We start from the raw sequence: 21,224 nt of genomic DNA, 5'->3' as shown, positions 1-21,224 counted from the left end.
CCCTCAGACCGGGACCGCCGCCGATCCGGCCGTCAGGTATGGTGGCCTGCCCGCCGTGGGCAGGACACGCCGACCGAGCCGGAGAGGGCCGAGGGAGCAGCGACGACCATGTCCGACAGCCGCCAGCCGTACCGCTCGCACCGCCGCAGGAAGAAGAGCCACGCGGGAAGGCTCGGACTCGCCGGCGCACTGACCGGCGCCGTCGGGATCGCCGCGGTGGCCGGAGCGATCGTGCTCCTGCGGCCCGGCACGGGCGACGGCACGGCGTCCCCGCCGCCGAGCCTCGCCGGCCAGGGCGACGACGCGGCGGTCACGTCCGTGCCCGCCCCGAAGGCCGGCCCGCCGGTCGGTTTCACGACCCCGGAGGGCTACGGCTACAGCCTCGCCGCCGTCATGGCGGGGACGTCCCGGCAGCCGATCGGCGCCACGCAGGCCCCGCCGTCCGGCACGACCTACGCCTACGCCGACTACGTCCTCACCAACAGCGGGCGGCGGCCCGTCCTGCTGGACTTCCCCGCCGACCTGTTCATGCCGAAGTCGCAGGTCCCGTCGTCGGCGCAGGAGCGGTGCATGCCGCAGGCGGGCATCCCGGACGACATGTGCACCCTCCCCAACCACAGCACGGTCACCGCGCGGATCGGCGGATCGAAGGCGCCCGTCGAGGACGGCGGCGACACGATGATCCCGGCGGGCGCCTCCTACGTGGTCCGCGTCGCGTCCGACCTCCCGGTCAAGGAGGACCTCTCCGCCGACGACCTGCGCCTGTACGTGTGGAACGCCCGCTTCACCAGCGACCGCAAGGGCGTCCGGCTCGCCTTCCCGTGAGCTTCACCGGCCGGTGAAGCCGATGTCCTGATAGGCGGGCCTCCGGAAACCGCCGGCCCCCACGTTGGCGAGGTCCGCGCGCACCGCGACGAGCTGGGGGCGCTGGTACAGCGGCAACACCGACGCCTGGCGCCAGATGAGCCGGTCGGTCCTGTTCACCAGAGCGCGGGCCCTCTCGGGAGCGATCTCCGCGACGGCCTGGTCCATCGCCGCGTCGATGGCGGCGCTGCCGATCCGCGAGTAGTTCTGCTGGACGTTCCGTCCGCGCGGACGCGCGAACACGGCTTTCATCTGCGAGACGGGGAACGGGGTGCCGAGCCACGAGAACGGGACGATGTCCATGTTCCCGGGAGTGACGTAGCGCTCGAAGACGTCGTCTGCGGGGACGACCTGGATGTCCACTCGGACGCCTATGCGTTCGAGCAGCGCACGCGTCAGTTCTCCTTCCCGCCTGCTGATGGGGACCCCGGACGGAACCACGAACCGCAGCGCGAGCGTGCGTCCCGCCTTGGCGCGGTACTTGCCCCGCGGTCTCCAGCCTGCCTCGTCTAGGAGGCGTCTGGCCCGAGCGGGATCGTAGGCCCCCAGACCGCTGGAGTTGTCCAGGTAGCCGGTTTGAGTGTTGACGTAGAAGTGGTTCCCGAGCGTCTGGACCGGTACGCCGAGGCCTGACAGGTCGGATCGTGCGATGACGTGCCGGTCGATGCCGAGCATGACCGCCCGGCGCACCCTGGCGTCGGACAGGATGGGCCCGGCCGCGTTGAAGGTGAAGTTCCGCCAGTCCGGCCCGCCCGCCCTGCGGACGGCGGCGCCGGGGACGCCCTGGACACGCTGCAACGCGTCCGCGTCGAGACCGATGTCCATCAGGTCGATCTCACCGTTGGCGAACGCGCCGGGCATCGCGCTGGTGTCCATGGCGCGAAAGACGATCCGGTCGAGCTTTGCCGGCGCACCCCACCATGCCGGGTTCCGCACCAGGGTCAGCGTCTTGGCAGTCCGGTCGATCTGCTGGAGTCTGAACGGTCCGGCCGTGACAGGTACGCGGCCCATCCACCCTGTGTTGAACGCGCTTGGGCTGGCGTAGGCGGTGGCCGGGTACAGGGGGCTGAACAGGCTGCGCCAGTCCGCGTAGGTGTGGGCGAACGTCACCTTGACCACGTGCTCGTCGGCACCGCGCGCGACTCGCTCGATCTGCCGGTACCCGGTGACGGTCGAGACCTCGTAGCGCGGGTCACGACCAGACAGCGCATGGGTCTGCGCCAGGAAATCGGCGAAACCGATGGGCCGTCCGTCCGACCATCTGGCACGCGGGTTGAGCCGGTAGGTCACGGTCTGGCCGTGCCGGGTCCGCTTCAACGTGGCCGACTCCAGGTACTCCGGAACGGGGTGCGGGACGGCCTTCTCGTCTGCACGCATCAGATACGGCAGAACGCCCTGAATGACGTGCTCCACCGCGCCCTTGGCACCGTTGATGTGGTTGGTGTTCCACTGGGACGGAAACTCGGGGAGCGGCCAGCGAAGCGCTCCGCCCTTGGCGACGCGGTCGCGCGGAGTCGGGTTCACATCCGCCGCCGGGAGCGCCCCGGACGCGTTGGACGTCGCTGTCTCCGGGGCACGGCACCCGGCGCCGGTGATGAGCGCTATCCCAAGAAGGACGGCGGCGACGACCTGTCTCATCGTTCGGACTCCGCCGAGACGAGCGGATGGTGGCAGGCGACGGAGCGGTCCGCCGCCATGGCGAGCGGCATCGGATCGTGGTGTTCGCATAGGCGTCTGTCGTCGAGGGTGAGCGTGGCGTAGTGCGGGCAGCGAGCACGGAACCGGCACCCTGCGGGCCTGGCGACAGGGTCGGGCGGGTCACCGTCAAGAAGGAAGCGGCGAACTCGATCCGGGCGGGAAGGGACCGCGTCCAGCAGCGCCCGCGTATAGGGATGAGCGGGAGCCCCGTACACATCGGCGACCGGCCCGATCTCAACGACGCGGCCCCTGTGCATCACGGCGACCCGGTCGGCGAAGCCCTGCACCAGGGGAAGGTCGTGGGTGACGAACAGGCACGCCATGCCGAGCCGCGCCCGAAGCCCCGCCAGCACGTTCATGACGCTCGCCTGCACGGCGGTGTCCAGTGCGGACACGGGCTCGTCCAAGAGCAGAAGACGGGGTTCCAAGGCGAGGGCTCTGGCCAGGGCTACACGCTGCCTTTGCCCACCCGAGAGCGCATGCGGGAAACGCCGCGCATAGCCGGGTTCCAAGCCCACCGTCGCGAGAAGTTCCTCGACGCGACCACCGATCGGCGTGCGATGCGCGAGGAGCGGTTCGGCGATGATGTCGGCGACCCGCATACGCGGGTTCAGCGAGGCGTACGGGTCCTGGAACACGACCTGGACGTCCTTGCGCAAGGCCTTGCGGTGGGCGGCGCGCAAGGCGGCCGTGTCTTGGCCCAAGACCCTGACGCGCCCGTCCTGAGGACGGGACAACCGCAGAATCTCCATCAGCGTCGTGGTCTTACCGGACCCCGACTCCCCCACCAGCGCAAGCGTCTCCCCCTCACGGACGTCGAAGCTCGCGCCGTCCACGGCCCGCACCTCTCCGGCCCGCCGCCGCAGCAGCGCCCCTCTAGATAAGGGATACCGGCGGACCAGGCCGTCCACCTGAAGAACCACCGGACGCTCAGGCCGAGCACGCGGAACCGGCGCATCTCCCGCTCGCGTCCATGGGCGCACCAGGCGGCTCGCGAAGGGCGTCTGGGGCCTACAGAGAACCTGCTCGGCCGTACCCGTCTCCACCACCCGGCCCTCGTGCAGCACCATCACGCGGTCCGCGAATCCGGCGACGGCGCCCAGATCGTGGCTGATCAGCACGACCGCGGCTCCACTCGCCTCCCGGGCGTCCCGCAGGACGTCCAGCACCCGCGCCTGGACCGTCATGTCGAGGGCCGAGGCGGGCTCGTCGGCCAGGATCGCGACCGGGTCGTTGGCGACGGCCATGGCGATCATCACCCGCTGCCGCATCCCGCCGGACAGCTCATGCGGGTAGCAGCGGGCCCGCCGCGCCGCATCCGGCATGCCGACCAGTTCGAGCAGGTCCAGAGCGCGGGCGCGGGCCGCCGAGCGGCTCACCGCCGAGTGGATCCGAACGGCCTCGACGATCTGGTCTCCCACCCTGTGGGCGGGCGAGAGCGCCGACGACGGATCCTGGAAGACCATGGCCAGGTCCTTGCCGCGGACCCGCGAGAGTTCCGCGTCGGTCCGTCCCAGCAGTTCCTGGCCGCGCAGACGCACAGAGCCCGTCACGCGCGCTCCCTCCGGGAGCAGCCCCATGAGAGCGAGCGCGAGCGAGGTCTTGCCGGCTCCCGATTCGCCGACGAGCCCGAGCGCCTCCCCGGCCTCGACCGAGAAGCTCACACCGCGCAGGACGTGCGCACCCGTCGCGTGACCGACCGCCAGGTCGGCGACCCGCAGGACCGTCAACGCCCGGCCTCCGGGTCGAGAGCGTCCCGCAGCCCGTCGCCGATCAGGTTCACCGCGACGACGATCGAGACGAGCAGCCCGGCGGCGAACCCGAACGCCCATGGATGCGCGGTCGCCCCGCCCCGGCCGTCGGCGATGACCGTGCCGAGCGAGACGTCCGGCGGGCGCGTCCCGAACCCGAGGTAGGACAGCCCGCTCTCGGCGACGACCGCGACGCTCACGTTCAGGCTCGCGTCCACGGCCAGCAGTGACGCCAGCCCGGGCGCCACATGCCGCGCGACCAGCCGCGGCGTGCCGACGCCGAGGAACCGCGCGGCCAGCACGTGGTCGCGGTTCCGCAGGGAGAGCGTCGCGGCCCGGACCGCGCGGGCGGTGACCATCCACATGAACGCGGCCAGCAGCGCCGCGAGCACCGGCCACCCTCCGGCGATCCGGGACGCCAGGACGGTCACGACCAGGAAGGACGGGAGCACCAGCAGCAGATCGACGCCCCACATCAGCACCCGGTCGGCCCCGCCGCCGAGGAAACCGGCCGCGGTCCCGACGACGGCGGCGAGCCCCGTCGACAGCAGGGCGGCGCTCAGGCCGACCAGCAGCGAGTTCTGCGCGCCGCGCAGGGTGAAGGCGAAGACGTCGCGTCCGCTCTGGGTCGTGCCGAGCCAGTGGCCGCCGGACGGCCCCTGCCGGAAGGCGGTGAAGTCCGTCTCGTCCCATCCCCACGGCGAGACGAGCGGCCCGGCGAAGGCCAGGAGGAACAACAGCACGAGCAGGACCGCTCCGGCCACCGTGCGACGACCGGCGGTCATGGCGCGGCTCCCGCGCGCACGCGGGGGTCCAGCGCCGCGGCCAGGACGTCGGACGTGAGAGCGGCCAGGAGGACGGCGCAGGCGGCGAGGCACTCGATGGCGGCGACGGCGTTGACGTCGCCCCGGGAGATGGAGTCGACGAGCCACTCCCCCAGCCCGTGCCGCCCGAAGGCCGTCTCGGTGAACACCCCGCCGAGGAGAACCAGTCCGGACGTGTAGGCGAAGTAGGCGGTCATCGGGACGATCGCGGTCCGGAGCCCGTGCCGCAGCAGCGCGCCGCGCCGCCGGAGACCCCTGGCCCTCGCGGCGCGCACGTGGTCGGCGTGCAGCACGTCCAGCATCAGGCCGCGCTGGTAGCGGGCGTAGAGAGCGATCTGGCAGAGCGCGATCGTGGCCGTGGGCAGTATCAGCCGGCGCGCCCGATCGGCGAGATCCCAGAGCCGACCCCCGGACGGCCCCGGCGCGGACTCCCCCAGCCAGACGAACACCCGCATCCCCAGGGCGTCGTTGGCCTCACCGGCCATGATCTGTAAGAGCGGCGCGAGGACGAACACCGGGACGGCCAGCAGCAGATAAGAGCCGCCGGAGACCAGCCTGTCGGCCGCCCGACCGTGCCGGGCGGCGGCGTAGGCGCCAAGGGCGACGCCCAAGGCGCCTCCCAGGACGGCCCCCGGAGCGACCAGGCGAAAGCTCACTCCGAGCCTGCGCCACAACTCGCCTTCGACCGGCTCACCCTCCCACGTCCGGCCGAAATCGCCCTGCGCCACGCCCCTGGCCCAGGTGAGGTACCGCTCCGCCAAAGGCGTCCGGTCATCGAGGTTCAGCGCACCGAGCCGCGCGTCGATGACGGCCTGCGGCGGACGGGACGCGCGGTCTTCGAGCCCTGCCCGCGGATCGAGCGCCGCGGCGGCGAGCAGGTAGCCGAGGCTGGCGGCGAGCACGGCCAGCGCCGCGTGGTTCGCCACCCGCCGCACCATGAACGTCGCCACCGTCCGCCCCTCCGCACACCACCCAGGAGTCACCGAATGCTATTGATTGACCACGGAACGCGTACAGGATTCGCCAAGAGTCACGGCCTTGAGGGTCACGCGAGCGCCGGTTCGCGGCCGCGCTCGGCCTCGCCGGCCGAACGCCTCCGCAGACCGCCGAAGACCACGAGCCCGAGACCGGCAGTGGCCCAGGCCGCCAGGACGGCGAGCGGGCGGGCGCCTCCGGCGCCGTCGAAGAACGCCGCCGACCGAAGGAGGGTGGCCGACGCACCCGGCGGCAGGTACTGGCCGATCGCGCCCCACGGCTGCGGCAGCAGCTCGGGCGCCGAGGTGGCCGCCGACAGAGGATTGCCGAGCAGCAGCAGCGTCAGCGCGCCGAGTCCGAAGCCGGCGCGGCCGATGGCGGCGGCCAAGCCGACCACGGTTCCGGTCACGGCGAGGACGGTCAGCGCCATGACTCCGGCGAGCGTGACGTAGGAGCCGGGAAGCAGCGACAGCCAGCCTTGCGCGATCCAGGCGACGTCCAACCCGCCCAGCACGGCGAAGATCGCCGTGCCGGCGGTGCGCCAGGCGAGGGACGGGATGGCGAACGTCAGCAGCACCGCGGCCGCGAGCCCGGACATGACCAGCGGTAGCGCGAGAGCGCCGAAACCCGCCCCGCGGGGGTCGTCGGAGTCCGCGGCGACCACGTCCTGGACGGGCGGGGACACCGGGGCGCCCCCGGGACTGAGCCGCGTCGCCATCGCGCCGAGCTGCTGGGCGACCAGCGGCGAGGCGGCGGAGGCGGTGAGCACCTTCGGGCCGGACGGCGCCGTGACGACCGCGCCGTAGGCCTCGCGATCCGCGATCGCCGCACGGGCGGCGGCCTCGTCCGGAGCGGTCCGGACGTCGAAGGCGCCCGGCCGCGCGCGGTCGAGCAGGTCGGCGGCCTCGGCGGCCCGCGGACCGGTCACGACGACCGGGACGTCACGCGGCGCCGTCCGCGCGGCGGGCCACGAGAAGGCCACGACCATGACGAGCTGCAGCAGCGCCGCGCCGGCGGCCACGCCGACGGCGCGCGCGGCGGGGGAAGTCCGCACGATCTCCTCCAAAAAACGAATGTCCGTTCTCTTTGGCGCGGAGCCTGGCACCCCCTCCGGAACTTGTCAAGAAACGAACGTTCGTTTTAGATTGGTGCCATGCCGAGAGTCAGCGAGGAGCACCTGGAGCGCCGCCGCCTCCAGATCCTGGAAGCGGCGCGGACCTGCTTCATCCGCAAGGGCATCCACGCGACGTCCATGCAGGACGTCTTCGCCGAGGCCGGGCTCTCCGCCGGCGCCGTCTACCGGTACTTCAAGAGCAAGAACGAGATCATCGAGGCGAACATCGCCACCGTGATCGGCGACCTGCGCACGTTCTTCACCGTGCTCGCCGACAGCGACCCGCTGCTCCCCATCGACGAGATGGCCGAGCGGTTCGCCTCCCGGGTCGTCGCCCTGTCCGGCGAGGACGGCCCGCTCCGGCTCGCGCCCCAGGCCTGGGCGCTCGCCACGCACGATCCGGAGATCGCCGCGTACGTCGCCGACAACGTGGCCGGGCTGCGCGACACCTGGACCCGCTACATCCGCCGGCTGGTCGGCGCCGGCCGGCTCCCCGCCGACACCGACGCCGTGGCCGCCGGCAAGACGCTGTTCGCGCTCTTCCCCGGCTTCCTGATCCAGCGCCTGCTCCTCGACGACTTCACCGCCGAGGACATGAGGCGTGGCGTGAGGGCCCTGACGCGCGAGAGCATGCTGACTCCGGCGTCCTGACCCGTCCCTCCCCGCACGCGCGCCCGCCCCCTCCCCGCACGCCGACACGCCCGGAAGCCCGGTACGCGGCCACGACTGGCCGCTGACCTGCACCTTCCGTTCATATCGGGCGTTTCCCCAGCTACCATCACGGCACGCCCGCATGCATCGCGACCGGAACGCTCTCCGCCCGACCGGTCCGGCGGTGTCCTGAGGCGGACGCGCTCAAGCCTGCGGGACAGGGAGCTGCGCGTTTTAACATTCCATTACTTTCGGGCGGGGAGTGTGCATGGAGACGGAAGAGCACGACCGCGCGGCGGGGCGCGTGGGCGCCCTCCTCGCGCTGACCGCGGTCGCGTCCGTCGCCGCGTCATTGATCATCGGCGCCCGCGTGCCGTCCGAACTGCGGATGGTGTGGTGGCATCCCGAGATCCTGGTCGCCCTGGCCTGGACGCCCGTGGGCGCCGTCCTGCTGCGGCACAGGCCCGGCCTGACGGTCGCCTGGCTCATGGTCGGCGCGGGTTTCAGCGCCTCGCTGTACGTGCTCTCCCTCAACCTCGGCCCCTGGCTCGAACTCCACCGCGCGCCCGGGGCCGGGCTCGTCCAGTGGCTCGCCGTCTGGCTGTGGGCCGTTGACACCTACGCCCTGACCCTCGTGCTGCCGCTGATCTTCCCGGACGGGCGGCTGGTGTCGCGGTGGTTCCGGCCCGCCCTCGCCCTCGCCTGCCTCGTCCCGGTCGTCGTCTGCGCGCACCTGACGGTCGACCCGGGCGTGCGCCGCTGGCACAACGGCGTCTCGGTGTACCCGTTCGAGGAGATCCCGCTCCCGATCAGCGCGGTCATCGTCACCGCCCTGGCGGCGGGCCTGTTCTCGGTGGCCGTGCGGTTCGTGCAGGCGCCGCCGGACGTGCGGCGGCAGATCGCCTGGGTGGTCTACCCGGGCATCCTCGCCGAGGCGATCATCTTCGTCGGCGAGAACGGCCCGATCGGCGACCCGCTGCGCGACCTCACCATCGTCGCCGTCCCCATCTGCATCGCGATCGCGATCACCCGCTACCGGCTGTACGACATCGACCTCGTGGTCAGCCGGACGCTGGTGTACGCGGGCCTCGTCGTCGTCATCACCGGCGTGTACTTCGCGCTCGTCGGCACCGCGAGCCTGCTGGCCCACGGCCGCGGCACCCTCGCCGGGCTCGCCGGGGCGATCGTCGCCGGCGCGGTCTTCGAACCCGTCCGGCGGCGCCTGCAGCGCATGGTGGACGCGTTCATCCACGGCGAGCGCGACCCGTACCGGATCGCCGACCGGCTGAACCGGCGGCTGCAGACCGCCGCGAACCCGGGCGCCGCGCTGGCCGTCGCCGCCGAGGTGGCGCGTTCGGCCCTGCACGCGACCGGCGTCACGATCGAGGTGCTGGACCGCGACGGCCGGACGGTCTCGGCGGAGGACGGCGTGCTCGGCGACCGCCCGCAGCTCATCCCGCTGGTGTGGCACGGAGAGCCGGTGGGGCGCCTGCTGTTCGGCGTCACCCGCACCCCGGACGCGCGCCTGTCGAACGTCCTCGCCCGCAACCTCGCCGAGCTGGCGAACGCGGCGCGTCTCTCCGCGGACGTCCAGCGCTCCCGGGAGCACATCCTGCGCACGCGGGAGGAGGAGCGGCGGCGGCTGCGCCGCGACCTGCACGACGGGCTCGGGCCGACGCTGGCCAGCCTCGCCATGACGGTGGACGCCGCGCGCATCACGCTCAGGACCGACCCCGAGGCGGTCGACGGCCTGCTGGAGGAGCTGCGCGCCACCATGGGGCGCACGATCGGCGACATCAGGGAGCTCGTGTACGGCCTGCGGCCGCCCGCCCTGGACGATCTCGGGCTGGAGGGCGCGATCCAGGCGCTCGGCGGGGTCGTCGCCGCCGGAGACGGCCCGCGGGTGGACGTGCGCGTCGAGGGCGACCTGAAGGGCCTGCCGGCCGCCGCCGAGGTCGCCGCGTACCGGATCGTCCAGGAGGCGCTGACGAACGTCCACCGCCACGCCGGAGCGGGCTGCGCCGAGGTGCGGCTGCATCTGAACGGCGATCTGCACGTCACCGTCGACGACGACGGTGTGGGACTGCCCGACCAGGTGCGTTCCGGCATCGGCATGTCCTCCATGCGCGAGCGCGCGGCCGAGCTGGGCGGATCCTGCACGGTGGGGCCCGGCCCCAAGGGCGGAACCCTGGTCCGCGCCAGACTGCCGGTCAACGGCGTCTCCCCCTGAGGCGCCCCCTCCGGGTGGGAGGGCCGGTGACCGCCCCCCGCCAAGAAGGTCGCCACCGGCCCTCAGGCTCCGTACGGGCCCGGGGCTCCCATCCCGGTCCATACGGGCCATTCACCAGAGGGTGTGCAAGAGAGAAGTTATGCGGCGGAAGGTCCCGCCGGAGAGGGACAGTTGTCCCGTCTGTGCCGGGACCGCTCCGGGACCGGCGCACGCCCAGGTGAGACGGTCGCCCGCTAGATCCAGCCGGGCCGCGTCTCGCCCTCGGCGACCAGGACGGCCGGGCCGCTCAGGTAGCTGGTCTCGCCGTCCAGGACGACGGTCACCCGCCCGCCGGGGACGTCCACGGTCCATTCGGCGCCGTCGGCGACGCCGCCGGCCGCCGCCGCGGCCACCGCGACGGTCCCGGTGCCGCACGAGCGGGTCTCGCCCGAGCCGCGCTCGTACACCCGCATCTCGACGTGCCGCTCCCCCACGCCGCGGAAGAACTCGACGTTCACCCCCGCGGGGAAGACCGCCGGGTCGAAGTCGGGGGCGCGCGACAGGTCGAGTGCGGCGACGGGCTCGGTGACGCGGCACGCCAGATGCGGGTTGCCGACGCTGACCCGCTCGCCCGCGAAGCTCGCGCCCGCCAGGCTCGCCTCGCCCGGGCCGAGGAGCTCCGGCCGGCCCATCTCCACGGTGACGTCCCCGGACGGGCCGAGCGTCACGCGGCGCAGGCCCGCGCGGGTGGCCAGGTCCCACTCCCCGGGCGGGGCCAGGCCCGCGTCGACCAGGTAGCGGGCGAAGACGCGCACCCCGTTGCCGCACATCTCGGCGATGCTGCCGTCGGCGTTGCGGTAGTCCATGAACCACTCGGCGTCGGCGTCGACGTCGGCGGCCTTCGTCCGGACCGCGCGCAGGACGCCGTCCGCGCCGATCCCCGCCCGCCGGTCGCACAGCCGCGCGACGGCCTCCGGGGTGAGGTCCAGGACGCCGTCCGGATCGGGGAGGATCACGAAGTCGTTCTCGGTGCCATGCCCCTTGACGAACCGCATGCCCCCGATCATATGGGCTCCGACCGCCCTTGCCTCACCAGGGCCTCGGCACGATCGGCCAGGTCGGGGGCGTCGTAGGGCAGCCACAGCACGCGCGGGTCGCGGCGGAACCACGACTCCTGGCGGCGGGCGAAACGCCGCGTCGTCCGGACGGTGTCCTCCCTGGCCTGCTCCTCCGTCCACTCCCCCGCCAGGAACCGCAGCACCTGGGCGTAGCCGAGGGCGCGCCCGGCGGTCAGACCGTCCCGCAGCCCCCGCTTCTCCAACTCCCGGACCTCGTCGACCAGGCCCGCCTCCCACATCCGCTCCACCCGCAGGGCGATGCGCTCGTCCAGCTCGTCACGGGGCACGCTCAGCCCGATCTGCACGACGTCGTCGTAGCGGTACCGGTGCTCGGGCAGGGTCGCGGTGAACGGGCGGCCGGAGATCTCGACGACCTCCAGCGCCCGCACGATCCGGCGGCCGTTGCTCGGCAGGATCGCCTCCGCGGCCGCGGGGTCCAGGCCGCGCAGCCGCTCGTGCAGCGGACCGGGCCCGACCCGCGCCAGCTCCTCCTCCAGGCGGCCCCGCACGGCCGGGTCCGTCCCCGGGAACTCCATCCGGTCGAGGGCGGCGCGCACGTACAGCCCGGACCCGCCGACCAGCACGGGCAGCCGCCCCCGGCCCCGGATCCGCGCGATGGCGTCGGCGCTGAGCCGCTGGTACTCGGCGACGCTCGCGGTGGCCGTGACGTCCCAGACGTCCAGCAGGTGGTGCGGGACCCCGCGCATCTCGGCCGCGGACAGCTTCGCGGTGCCGATGTCCATGCCGCGGTACAGCTGCATCGAGTCGGCGTTGACCGCCTCCCCGTCCAGCCGGAGGGCCAGCTCGACGGCCAGGTCGGACTTGCCGGCCGCCGTGGCGCCGACGACCGCGATCACATGCGGGGCATTGGGTGAGGTCACGGGATTGATTGTGGCAACAGAACGGGTATGGCCGGAATGAACGGGTGCCGCGCCGCGCCCGCGGCGCCGAACGAGCCGAGGGATCCGGGGGGATTCGATGTCGATCGTCGACAAGGTCAAGCAGATGCTCGGGCAGCACGCCGACAAGGCCAAGCAGGGCGTCGAGAAGGCAGGGGACGCGTTCGACCAGCGGACGGGCGGCAAGCACGCCGACAAGGTCGACCGGGTCCAGGACCAGGCCGGCCGGTACATCGACCGCGAGGGCGGCCAGGCCGGCGGCACGGGCGGGCAGCCCGGCGAGACCGGCGGCCACCCCGGCGCCGCGGGCGAGCACCCCGGCGGGACGGGCGGGCAGCCCGGCGGCGCGGGCGACCAGCCCGGCGGCACGGGCGGGCCGCCGTCCTAGACCGGCCCGATCACACCGCGGTTCAGGGGCGGGTCGAGCAGCCCGGCGCGGACGCGGCGGGCTGGGCCGGGCGCCCGATCGACGGCATGCCCAGCGACACGCCGCCGGCCCCGCCGCCTCCGCCCTGCCGCGCCTCCCACGCGTCGCCCGCGCGCGTCCGGCGGACGCCCAGCGCGGGCTTGTCGGCGACCAGGTGGTGCGGCGCGGCGTAGGTGATCTCGACGGTGACCATGTCGCCGGGGCGGACCGGCTCCTCCGGCACGCCGAAGTGGACGAGCCGGTTGTCGGGCGCCCGCCCGGAGAGCCGGCGCGTCGCCTCGTCCTTGCGGCCCTCGCCCTCGGCGACAAGGACCTCCAGGGTCCGGCCGAGCTGCTTGCGGTTCTCCGCCCAGGAGATCTCCTCCTGCAGGGCGACGAGCCGCTCGTAGCGCTCCTGGACGACCTGCTTCGGCAGCTGGCCGTCCATGGTCGCCGCCGGGGTGCCGGGGCGCTTGGAGTACTGGAACGTGAACGCCGACGAGAACCGGGCCTCCCGCACCACGTGCAGGGTCTCCTCGAAGTCGGCCTCGGTCTCGCCGGGGAAGCCGACGATGATGTCGGTGGTGATCGCCGCGTCCGGGATCGCGGCCCGGACCTTCTCGATGATGCCGAGGTAGCGCGCCTGCCGGTACGACCGGCGCATCGCGCGCAGCACCGCGTCCGAACCGGACTGCAGCGGCATGTGCAGGGACGGCATCACGTTCGGCGTCTCCGCCATCGCGGCGATCACGTCGTCGGTGAAGTCCTTCGGGTGCGGGGAGGTGAACCGGACCCGCTCCAGGCCCTCGACGCCGCCGCAGGCCCGCAGCAGCCCCGCGAACGCCGACTGCCCGCCCCCGGTCATCGCGCGGACCTCGTCGGGCGCGCCGGCCAGGGCGCCGAAGCCCGAACCGTAGGCGTTGACGTTCTGGCCCAGCAGCGTGATCTCCAGGGCGCCCTCGGCGACCAGCGCCTCGACCTCGGCGAGGATCTCCCCCGGCCGGCGGTCGCGCTCCTTGCCGCGCAGGGACGGGACGATGCAGAACGTGCAGGTGTTGTTGCACCCCACGGAGATCGACACCCAGGCGGCGTAGGGGGACTCGCGGCGCGTCGGCAGCGTCGAGGGGAAGGTCACCAGCGACTCTTCGATCTCGACCTGCGCCTCGTCCCGCACCCGCGCGCGTTCGAGCAGCGCGGGCAGCGACCCGATGTTGTGCGTGCCGAACACCACGTCCACCCAGGGGGCGCGCTTGACGATGGTGTCGCGGTCCTTCTGGGCCAGGCAGCCGCCGACGGCGATCTGCATGCCGGGATGGCCGTCCTTCACGGGGCGAAGGTGGCCGAGGTTGCCGTAAAGGCGGTTGTCGGCGTTCTCCCGCACCGCGCATGTGTTGAAGACCACGACGTCGGGCTCGGCCTCCCCCGCGCGGACGTACCCGGCCGACTCCAGCAGCCCCGACAGCCGCTCGGAGTCGTGGACGTTCATCTGGCATCCGTAGGTACGGATCTCGTACGTACGGGGAGCCGTCTCCATTGGCGCACTCATGACAGTCATCCAGGTTACGGGCCCGGCGCGACATGGCGGAACGGGCGGCGCACCCCGCCGCCGCCTTTTATGATCACTCTCCGCCACGACCGAACCCCGTCCGACGTGGGTATTCGTGATCGTATCGGTACCGCGCGGCAACTCGGGCACTACCGGCGATGACATAAAGTCCGTGCCCATGACGGACAGCGAAAGCGGGCCCGAGCTCACCAAGACCGGGCCGGAGGACTCCACCCCGGAGCCTGCCGCCGCAGGTGGCCGGCCGCTCGTCGTAGTCGAGCACGTCAACAAGCACTTCGGCGAGCTGCACGTCCTCAAGGACATCAACCTCACCGTGAACTCCGGTGAGGTCGTCGTCGTCATCGGCCCCTCCGGCGGCGGTAAGTCGACCCTGTGCCGGTCGATCAACCGGCTGGAGCCGATCGACGAGGGCACGATCCTCGTGGACGGCAAGGAGCTGCCCAAGGAGGGCAAGGACCTCGCGAGGCTCCGCGCCGACGTGGGCATGGTGTTCCAGTCGTTCAACCTGTTCGCCCACAAGACGATCCTCGAGAACGTCACGCTCGGGCCGGTGAAGGTCCGCGGGCAGGGCAAGCAGGAGTCGCAGAAGCACGCGATGGAACTGCTCGACCGGGTCGGCATCGCCAACCAGGCCCACAAGTACCCCGCGCAGCTGTCCGGCGGGCAGCAGCAGCGCGCCGCGATCGCGCGCTCCCTCGCGATGAAGCCGAAGGTGATGCTCTTCGACGAGCCCACCTCGGCGCTGGACCCGGAGATGGTCAACGAGGTCCTGGACGTCATGACGGGACTGGCCCGCGAGGGCATGACGATGATCGTCGTCACGCACGAGATGGGCTTCGCCCGCCGGGCCGCGCAGAAGGTCGTGTTCATGGCGGACGGCCAGATCGTCGAGGAGAACACCCCCGACGAGTTCTTCACCAACGCGCGGACCGAGCGCGCGAAGGACTTCCTTTCAAAGATCCTCACGCACTGAGCCGCGGGGCTCCGGCAGAGAGCAGAGGTAGGACGAGTATGCGAGTACGTCGTTTCGGCGCCCTCATCGGGGCGGGGATGGCGCTGTCGCTGGCGCTCAGCGCGTGCGGCAGCGACACCGAGAAGACCGAGGCCAAGACGGTCGTCCAGAAGGCCAAGGACGACAAGAAGCTGACCATCGGCATCAAGTTCGACCAGCCGGCGCTCGGTCTGAAGAAGCCCGACGGCAGCTTCGACGGCTTCGACGTCGACGTCGCCAAGTACATCGCGAAGTCGCTCGGCGTCCCCGAGAACGGCATCACGTTCAAGGAGACGACCTCCGCCAACCGCGAGTCGTTCCTCGGCGGCGGGCAGGTCGACCTCGTGGTCGCCACCTACTCCATCACCGACGCGCGCAAGTCGCAGGTGACCTTCGGCGGGCCGTACTACGTCGCCCACCAGGACACGATGGTCAAGGCCGACAACAGCAGCATCAAGAAGGCCACCGACCTCAAGGGCAAGAAGCTCTGCAAGGCGGCCGGCTCCAACTCCTTCCGCCGCATCACCGAGGGCCCGCCGGACGGCAAGCTCAACATCAAGGGCGTCACGCTGGTCGACGCCTCCAGCTACTCCGAGTGCGTGAGCAAGCTGAAGTCCGGCGCCCTGGACGCGGTCAGCACCGACGACCTGATCCTGGCCGGCTTCGCCAACCAGCAGAAGGGCTCCTTCAAGGTCATCAACGACCCCTTCACCGACGAGAAGTACGGCGTCGGCCTGAAGAAGGGCGACACCGAGACCTGCGAGGCCGTCAACAAGGCCATCTCCCAGATGTACTCCGACGGCACGGCCAAGACCCTGCTGGAGAAGCACTTCGCGGGCACCGGGCTCAAGCTCGTCACGACCGCCCCGCAGATGGAAGGCTGCGCCTGATCCAGGGCCGCGACTGACGCCCGTCACGCCGGCGCGTCCCCGACCAGCATCGCCCGGGGACGCGTCGGCCTGGCCTGACTCCCGCTGGAACGTGATGAAACAGCTGAGCAATGTTTGACTTCAGCCCGTTCTTCGACAACTTCGACGAGATCCTCCAAGGGTTCTGGGCGACCCTGCGCCTCGCGGCCGCCGCGGCGGTGCTGTCCCTGATCATCGGGACCCTCCTGGCGAGCTTCCGGGTCTCGCCGGTTCCGGTGCTCCGCGCGTTCGGCACGGGCTACGTCAACATCGTGCGCAACACGCCGCTCACCCTGGTGCTGCTGATGTGCAGCCTGGGCCTGAACGACATCCTCGCGCTGAAGTTCTCCGAGAACTCCTCGACGACCTACTACTGGTGGGCGGTCCTCGGCCTGTCGGCCTACACCGGCGCCTTCGTGTGCGAGACCCTGCGCTCGGGCATCAACACCGTCCCGCTGGGGCAGGCTGAGGCGGCCCGTTCGATCGGGCTGACCTTCACCCAGTCCCTCCGGATGATCATCCTGCCGCAGGCGTTCCGGGCGATCATCGCCCCGCTGGGCAGCGTGCTGATCGCGATGATCAAGAACACGACGGTGGCCGCGGCCGCGAGCTACGCCGAGGTCGCGCTGGTCACCAAGACGATCATCGACAAGCCCACGTTCGCCAACGGGGTCATCCCCCTCTTCCTCGGCGTGTCGATCGGCTTCCTGATCCTCACCCTGCCGACCGGATACTTCTTCGGCTGGCTCGCCAAGCGGATGGCGGTGGCGCGATGAGCAAGGAAGCGACAGTTCTCTTCGACATCCCCGGCCCCCGGGCCCGGGTGCGCAACGCGGTCCTGACCGCCGTCGTGTCGGTCGTGTTCGCGGCCGTCATGGCCGCGCTGATCTGGCGCCTCAGCGACAAGGGGCAGTTCGAGGAGAAGCTCTGGACGCCGTTCCTGAAGTGGACGGTGTGGAGGCACCTGCTCCTGCCCGGCCTGATGAACACGCTGAAGGCCGCCGTCGTCGCCACGGTCCTGGCCCTGCTGTTCGGCGTCGTGTTCGGGCTGGCCCGGCTGTCGGACCACTGGTGGGTCCGCGTTCCGGCCGGCGCCGTGGTGGAGTTCTTCCGCGGCATCCCGCTGCTGATCCTGATCTTCCTGGCGTTCTTCGTCCCGAACAAGATCAGCCCCGCGATCGCCGAGTCCCAGTTCGGCACCCTGCAGCGCTTCTCGGTGGACTACTTCTTCTCGATCTTCGGGGTGGAGATCAACGCCGGGACGGTCACCGTGCCCGCGTTCGCCGCGGTCGTGTTCGGCCTGACGATGTACAACGGCTCCGTGCTCGCCGAGGTGGTGCGCGCGGGCGTCCTGTCGATCCCGAAGGGGCAGTCGGAGGCCGCCTACTCCATCGGGCTCCGCAAGAACGGCGTCATGCGGCTGGTGCTGCTGCCGCAGGCGATCACGGTGATGATGCCGGCGATCGTGAGCCAGATCGTCGTCCTGCTCAAGGACACCGCGCTCGGGTTCATCATCGCCTACGGCGAGTTCCTGCAGGCCGGCTTCAAGCAGGTGCCGGCGAACTACAGCAACAACGTGCTCCAGGCCGGCATCGTCGTCGCGGTCATCTACATCGCGATCAACATGTCGCTGAGCCGCGTGGCCACGTGGCTGGAGGGGCGCAGCCGCCGCAGCCGCAAGACCGAGGCCAAGACGATGGGCTCGGGCGGCCCCGCTCCCGTCGCCGGGGTCGGGGTGACCCAGCAGACCGTCTGAGGGATCCGCTCGTCCGCGAGGGGCGCCGCCGTTCTCCGGCGGCGCCCGCCGCTGTCTCCGGGGCGGGCGAACCCTGATGTTACCGGCGGGTTTCCCGGGGACGAGCTTGTATCTTTCCGAGCTCAAACGGCCCGTCATGGCCCCAACCGATCCCCGTATGCGGGACGATTCCTGTTATGACCGCTCGTGCGACCCTTCCCTACGGCTCATGGCCTTCACCCATCTCTGCGGCCGATGTCGCCCGCGCCCGGCTGCGCCTCAGCTTCCCCACCGTCGCGGGCGACGACGTGTGGTGGCAGGAGACGCGGCCTGAGGAGGGCGGACGGGCCACGGTCGTCCATCTGAAGGACGGTCATCGCACCGAGCTGCTGCAGGCCCCGTGGGACGCGCGCACCCGCGTCCACGAGTACGGCGGCCGGTCCTACCTGCCGGTCCGCACCGGCGCGGGGTGGTCCGTCGTGTTCTCCAACTACGAGGACCAGCGGCTGCACCGGCTCGACGAGGGCGACCCGAAGCCGTACCCGCTGACACCCGAGCCCGCCGTCCCGGCGGGCCTGCGGTACGCCGACTACGTCCTGTCCCCGGACGGGACGGAGGTCTGGTGCGTCTGCGAGGGCCACATCGCCGAGCCCGCGGCCCCCGAGGCCGAGCAGGGCGCCGAAGAGCAGCCCGCCACGGGCATCCGGCGCGCCATCGTCGCCGTCCCGCTGGACGGCAGCGCCGCCGGCGACGCCGGCGCGATCCGCGAACTGGTCTCGGGCGCGCAGTTCTACGCGGGCCCCGTGCCGTCCCCCGGCGGAGGGCACCTGGCGTGGGTGCAGTGGAACCACCCCCGCATGCCGTGGGACGGCACCGAGGTGCGCGTCGCGGCGATCGAGGACGGCGCGGTGGTCTCGCCCCGCACCGTCAAGGGCGGCCTCACCGAGTCGGCCCTGGCGCCGCTCTGGCGCGACGACGAGTCCCTGTACGTGATCTCCGACTGGCCCGGCTGGTGGAACATCTACCAGGTCGGCCTGCACGGGGAGTCCGCGCAGGCGCTCTACCCGGCCGAGGAGGAGTTCGCCGCGCCGCTGTGGCAGCTCGGCGGCATGCCGTACGCGCTGCTCGGCGACGGGCGCCTCGCCGTCCTGCACGGCGAGGGCGACATGCGGCTCGGCGTGTACGACACCGACACCCTCGACCTCGTCGACCTGGAGGTCCCCTACGAGCACTGGGCGCCGCAGCTGTCCACGGACGGCTCGACGATCGTGGGGATCGCCGGCGGCCCGGACCTGCCGGCCTCGGTGGTGCGGGTCGACACCACCACCGGGCGCGTGGAGGGGCTGCGCCGGGAGCGGGCCGAGGTGCCCGACGTCGCGTACCTGTCCCGGCCGCGCGCCGAGCGCCTGGAGGGGCCGTTCGGCCGCCCCGTCCACGCCTACGTGTTCCCGCCGACCAACCCGGAGGCGGCCGGGCCGGACGACGAGCTGCCGCCCTACGTGGTGTTCGTGCACGGCGGTCCCACCGGGCGCGTGTCGACGGTGCTCGACATGGAGCGCGCGTACTTCACCAGCCGCGGCATCGGCGTGATCGACGTCAACTACGGCGGGTCGGCCGGCTACGGCCGCGCCTACCGGGAGCGGCTGCGCCGCCAGTGGGGCGTGGTCGACGTCGAGGACGCCGTCGCCGCCGCCCGCGCCCTCGTCGACGGCGGCATCGCCGACCCGGAGCGCCTGGCGATCCGCGGCGGCTCGGCCGGGGGCTGGACGACGCTCGCGGCGATCACGCAGACCGACGTGTTCAAGGCCGCCACGTCCTACTTCGGGATCAGCGACCTGCAGCGCTTCGCCGAGAGCACCCACGACTTCGAGTCCCACTACCTGTTCGGCCTCATCGGCCCCCTCCCCGGATTCGAGCGCGCCTACGAGGAGCGCTCGCCGATCAACCGCGCCGACCGCACGGCCTGCCCCGTCCTGCTCCTGCAAGGGCTGAGCGACCCGATCGTGCCGCCGGACCAGTCCGAACGGTTCGCGCAGGCGCTGGCCGAGAAGAAGATGCCGTACGCCTACCTCACCTTCGAGGGCGAGTCGCACGGCTTCCGCAAGGCCGACACGGTGATCCGCTGCCTGGAGGCGGAGCTGGCGTTCTACGGCCAGACCCTCGGGTTCGAGCCTCGCGGCGTCGAACCCGTCGACCTCACGATCGGCTGATCAGGGAACGATGTAGGAGGAGATGTCGAGCAGCGTGTGGTCGGCCCGGAAGAACGACACCGTGTCCCCTGAGGTGTTGTTCAGGAAGCCGACTGTCAGGCCGTTGTAGTAGGCGTCGGGGCGGTTCGTGCCGGGGCCGACGTAGACGCGCAGCAGGCTGCCCGGCGGGATCACGTATCCGGGGCCGATCCGCATCAGGTTGCTCGCCTGGTCGCGCAGGTAGCCGCCGCTCACGTCGACCGGCCTGGACGTCGTGTTGCGCAGCACCACGTGCTCGCTCTTCTCCGGCTGGGCGTCGTCGCCGCTCGGGTCGGGGAAGACACTGTCGATCACGACGCCGTTCGCGCCGGGGAAGGGCCTGCGGCCGTCGAGGATCCGCCGGGTGGTGGCGGGGAAGTTCGTCGCGAGCCAGTCATAGCCCTGGTTCGCCCCCATGGAGACCTCGGCCGGGCTGTCCACCGGGTCGCTGAACACCTTCAGGCCCTTGGCGTGCGCGCGCCTGACGTCGTCGGCGCTGGTCGCCCTGGGGTGGGCGTACACGCTGACCGTCCAGCCCGCCAGAGCGGTCAGCTCGTCGTCGGAGAGCATCTTCCCGCCGGTCAGGTAGGACAGCTGGACCTTGGGCGCGGACGCGTGGAACTCCTTGAGCGCCTCCTGGTCGCGGGAGTGGACCTGCACCCGGTAGGCCCCCGACCTGAGCGTGCCGCCGTCGGTGAGGCCCGCCGCGTTCAGCTCCCCGGCGAGCAGCGTGGCGATCCCCGGGCTGTTGGCGGGCGCCTTCAGCTCCAGGCTGAGCCCGGTGTCCCTGTCCCTGACGGCGAGCAGCTCCTTCAGGGTGGGCACCCGCTGGCCCGCGTACCGGGCGTCGAACCAGGACCCGGCGTCCAGCTTCTTGATCTCGGCCAGCGTGAACTGGCCCACCCTCCACGGGGCCCGGTCGGGGAAGACCTGCTCGACGTCGGTGGTCCGGGCGAGGGTGTCGTCGTGCACGAGCACGATCTGCTTGTCGGCCGTGAGCTGCACGTCGCCCTCCAGCACGTCGGCCCGGTCGCGGACCCCGTCGCGGTAGGACGCGAGCGTCTCCTCGGGGGCCTGCCCCGGCGACCCGCGATGCCCGACGATCACCGCGTGCGCCCGCTTCCCCGCGGCCTGCGGCGCGGCCTGGGCACTGCCCGCGAAGGCGAGGGCGGCGGCCAGCACGGCCCCGCCCCCGATCATGGCGATCCTGTTCACGCAATCCTCCCGCCTGGAAATGACTTGATCATCACCGCGGGAGCTTGCGAACACCAGACCGGCCGCTTAAT

The 21,224-nt window shown here is 71.9% G+C and carries 18 protein-coding genes; 9 read left to right on the top strand and 9 right to left on the bottom strand.

Annotated elements, in window-relative coordinates:
* Window positions 1-108: 108 nt before the first annotated feature.
* Window positions 109-825, top strand: a complete 717-nt coding sequence (locus tag AB0C87_RS39890; RefSeq protein ID WP_345174353.1) for a hypothetical protein — start codon at window positions 109-111, stop codon at window positions 823-825.
* Between the two features lie 3 nt (window positions 826-828).
* Here AB0C87_RS39890 and AB0C87_RS39885 read toward each other — a convergent pair whose 3' ends face one another.
* The 5 genes from AB0C87_RS39885 to AB0C87_RS39865 form a co-directional block, all read right to left on the bottom strand.
* On the bottom strand, window positions 829-2,502 hold the full coding sequence (locus AB0C87_RS39885; RefSeq protein ID WP_360581774.1) for an ABC transporter family substrate-binding protein: 1,674 nt from the start codon (window positions 2,500-2,502) through the stop codon (window positions 829-831).
* On the bottom strand, window positions 2,499-4,292 hold the full coding sequence (locus tag AB0C87_RS39880) for an ABC transporter ATP-binding protein (protein ID WP_360581773.1): 1,794 nt from the start codon (window positions 4,290-4,292) through the stop codon (window positions 2,499-2,501). Before AB0C87_RS39880 ends, AB0C87_RS39885 begins: the two co-directional genes overlap by 4 nt.
* Window positions 4,289-5,098 (bottom strand): ABC transporter permease, encoded by an 810-nt coding sequence (locus AB0C87_RS39875; RefSeq protein ID WP_345174346.1) that lies wholly within the window; start codon window positions 5,096-5,098, stop codon window positions 4,289-4,291. The genes AB0C87_RS39880 and AB0C87_RS39875 overlap by 4 nt, the downstream gene beginning before the upstream one ends.
* Window positions 5,095-6,087: an ABC transporter permease gene (locus tag AB0C87_RS39870; protein WP_360581772.1), complete on the bottom strand. Its 993-nt coding sequence runs from the start codon at window positions 6,085-6,087 to the stop codon at window positions 5,095-5,097. The genes AB0C87_RS39875 and AB0C87_RS39870 overlap by 4 nt, the downstream gene beginning before the upstream one ends.
* A gap of 95 nt (window positions 6,088-6,182) precedes the next feature.
* Window positions 6,183-7,166 carry a hypothetical protein gene (locus tag AB0C87_RS39865; RefSeq protein WP_353832568.1) on the bottom strand — a complete coding sequence of 328 codons (984 nt, stop codon included), beginning with the start codon at window positions 7,164-7,166 and terminating at the stop codon, window positions 6,183-6,185.
* Between the two features lie 99 nt (window positions 7,167-7,265).
* Between AB0C87_RS39865 and AB0C87_RS39860 the strand changes: the two genes are divergently transcribed.
* Window positions 7,266-7,877 carry a TetR/AcrR family transcriptional regulator gene (locus AB0C87_RS39860; RefSeq protein WP_360581771.1) on the top strand — a complete coding sequence of 204 codons (612 nt, stop codon included), beginning with the start codon at window positions 7,266-7,268 and terminating at the stop codon, window positions 7,875-7,877.
* A 268-nt stretch (window positions 7,878-8,145) separates the two neighbouring features.
* Window positions 8,146-10,107, top strand: a complete 1,962-nt coding sequence (locus AB0C87_RS39855; RefSeq protein ID WP_360581770.1) for a histidine kinase — start codon at window positions 8,146-8,148, stop codon at window positions 10,105-10,107.
* A 233-nt stretch (window positions 10,108-10,340) separates the two neighbouring features.
* Here the strand turns inward: AB0C87_RS39855 and dapF are convergent, their stop codons facing one another.
* Together dapF and miaA are read right to left on the bottom strand one after the other, a co-directional pair.
* Window positions 10,341-11,141 carry a diaminopimelate epimerase gene (gene dapF, locus AB0C87_RS39850; protein WP_360581769.1) on the bottom strand — a complete coding sequence of 267 codons (801 nt, stop codon included), beginning with the start codon at window positions 11,139-11,141 and terminating at the stop codon, window positions 10,341-10,343.
* 8 nt (window positions 11,142-11,149) lie between these two features.
* Window positions 11,150-12,061, bottom strand: a complete 912-nt coding sequence (gene miaA, locus AB0C87_RS39845; protein ID WP_360581781.1) for a tRNA (adenosine(37)-N6)-dimethylallyltransferase MiaA — start codon at window positions 12,059-12,061, stop codon at window positions 11,150-11,152.
* Between the two features lie 121 nt (window positions 12,062-12,182).
* On the opposite strand from miaA, the gene AB0C87_RS39840 reads away from it, so the two are divergent.
* Entirely contained in the window at window positions 12,183-12,491 is a 309-nt protein-coding gene (locus tag AB0C87_RS39840) for an antitoxin (protein WP_345174333.1), read from the top strand.
* Window positions 12,492-12,513: 22 nt separating this feature from the next.
* Here the strand turns inward: AB0C87_RS39840 and miaB are convergent, their stop codons facing one another.
* Entirely contained in the window at window positions 12,514-14,055 is a 1,542-nt protein-coding gene (gene miaB, locus AB0C87_RS39835; RefSeq protein ID WP_353833598.1) for a tRNA (N6-isopentenyl adenosine(37)-C2)-methylthiotransferase MiaB, read from the bottom strand.
* A 178-nt stretch (window positions 14,056-14,233) separates the two neighbouring features.
* Here miaB and AB0C87_RS39830 point away from each other — a divergent pair, with 178 nt between their 5' ends.
* The 5 genes from AB0C87_RS39830 (at window position 14,234) to AB0C87_RS39810 (ending at window position 19,920) form a co-directional block, all read left to right on the top strand.
* Window positions 14,234-15,049 (top strand): amino acid ABC transporter ATP-binding protein, encoded by an 816-nt coding sequence (locus AB0C87_RS39830; protein ID WP_345174329.1) that lies wholly within the window; start codon window positions 14,234-14,236, stop codon window positions 15,047-15,049.
* Window positions 15,050-15,087: 38 nt separating this feature from the next.
* Entirely contained in the window at window positions 15,088-15,957 is an 870-nt protein-coding gene (locus tag AB0C87_RS39825; protein ID WP_345174328.1) for a glutamate ABC transporter substrate-binding protein, read from the top strand.
* Window positions 15,958-16,067: 110 nt separating this feature from the next.
* Window positions 16,068-16,751 (top strand): amino acid ABC transporter permease, encoded by a 684-nt coding sequence (locus AB0C87_RS39820; RefSeq protein ID WP_345174326.1) that lies wholly within the window; start codon window positions 16,068-16,070, stop codon window positions 16,749-16,751.
* On the top strand, window positions 16,748-17,731 hold the full coding sequence (locus tag AB0C87_RS39815) for an amino acid ABC transporter permease (protein WP_345174324.1): 984 nt from the start codon (window positions 16,748-16,750) through the stop codon (window positions 17,729-17,731). Before AB0C87_RS39820 ends, AB0C87_RS39815 begins: the two co-directional genes overlap by 4 nt.
* Before the next feature lie 176 nt (window positions 17,732-17,907).
* A complete protein-coding gene (locus tag AB0C87_RS39810) occupies window positions 17,908-19,920 on the top strand; it encodes a prolyl oligopeptidase family serine peptidase (RefSeq protein ID WP_345174322.1) in 2,013 nt (670 codons plus the stop codon).
* On the opposite strand, the gene AB0C87_RS39805 is transcribed toward AB0C87_RS39810, so the two are convergent.
* The gene (locus AB0C87_RS39805) at window positions 19,921-21,153 is read right to left on the bottom strand and encodes a glycerophosphodiester phosphodiesterase family protein (protein WP_360581768.1); all 1,233 of its coding nucleotides are present in this window, start codon (window positions 21,151-21,153) and stop codon (window positions 19,921-19,923) included.
* Window positions 21,154-21,224 lie beyond the last annotated feature (71 nt).

It is taken from the genome of Actinomadura sp. NPDC048021, from assembly GCF_040653135.1.
GTDB classification, from domain to species: Bacteria; Actinomycetota; Actinomycetes; order Streptosporangiales; family Streptosporangiaceae; genus Spirillospora; species Spirillospora verrucosospora.
Note: the sequence above shows the minus strand (reverse complement) of the source record. Positions and strands in the feature narration are given on the sequence as shown.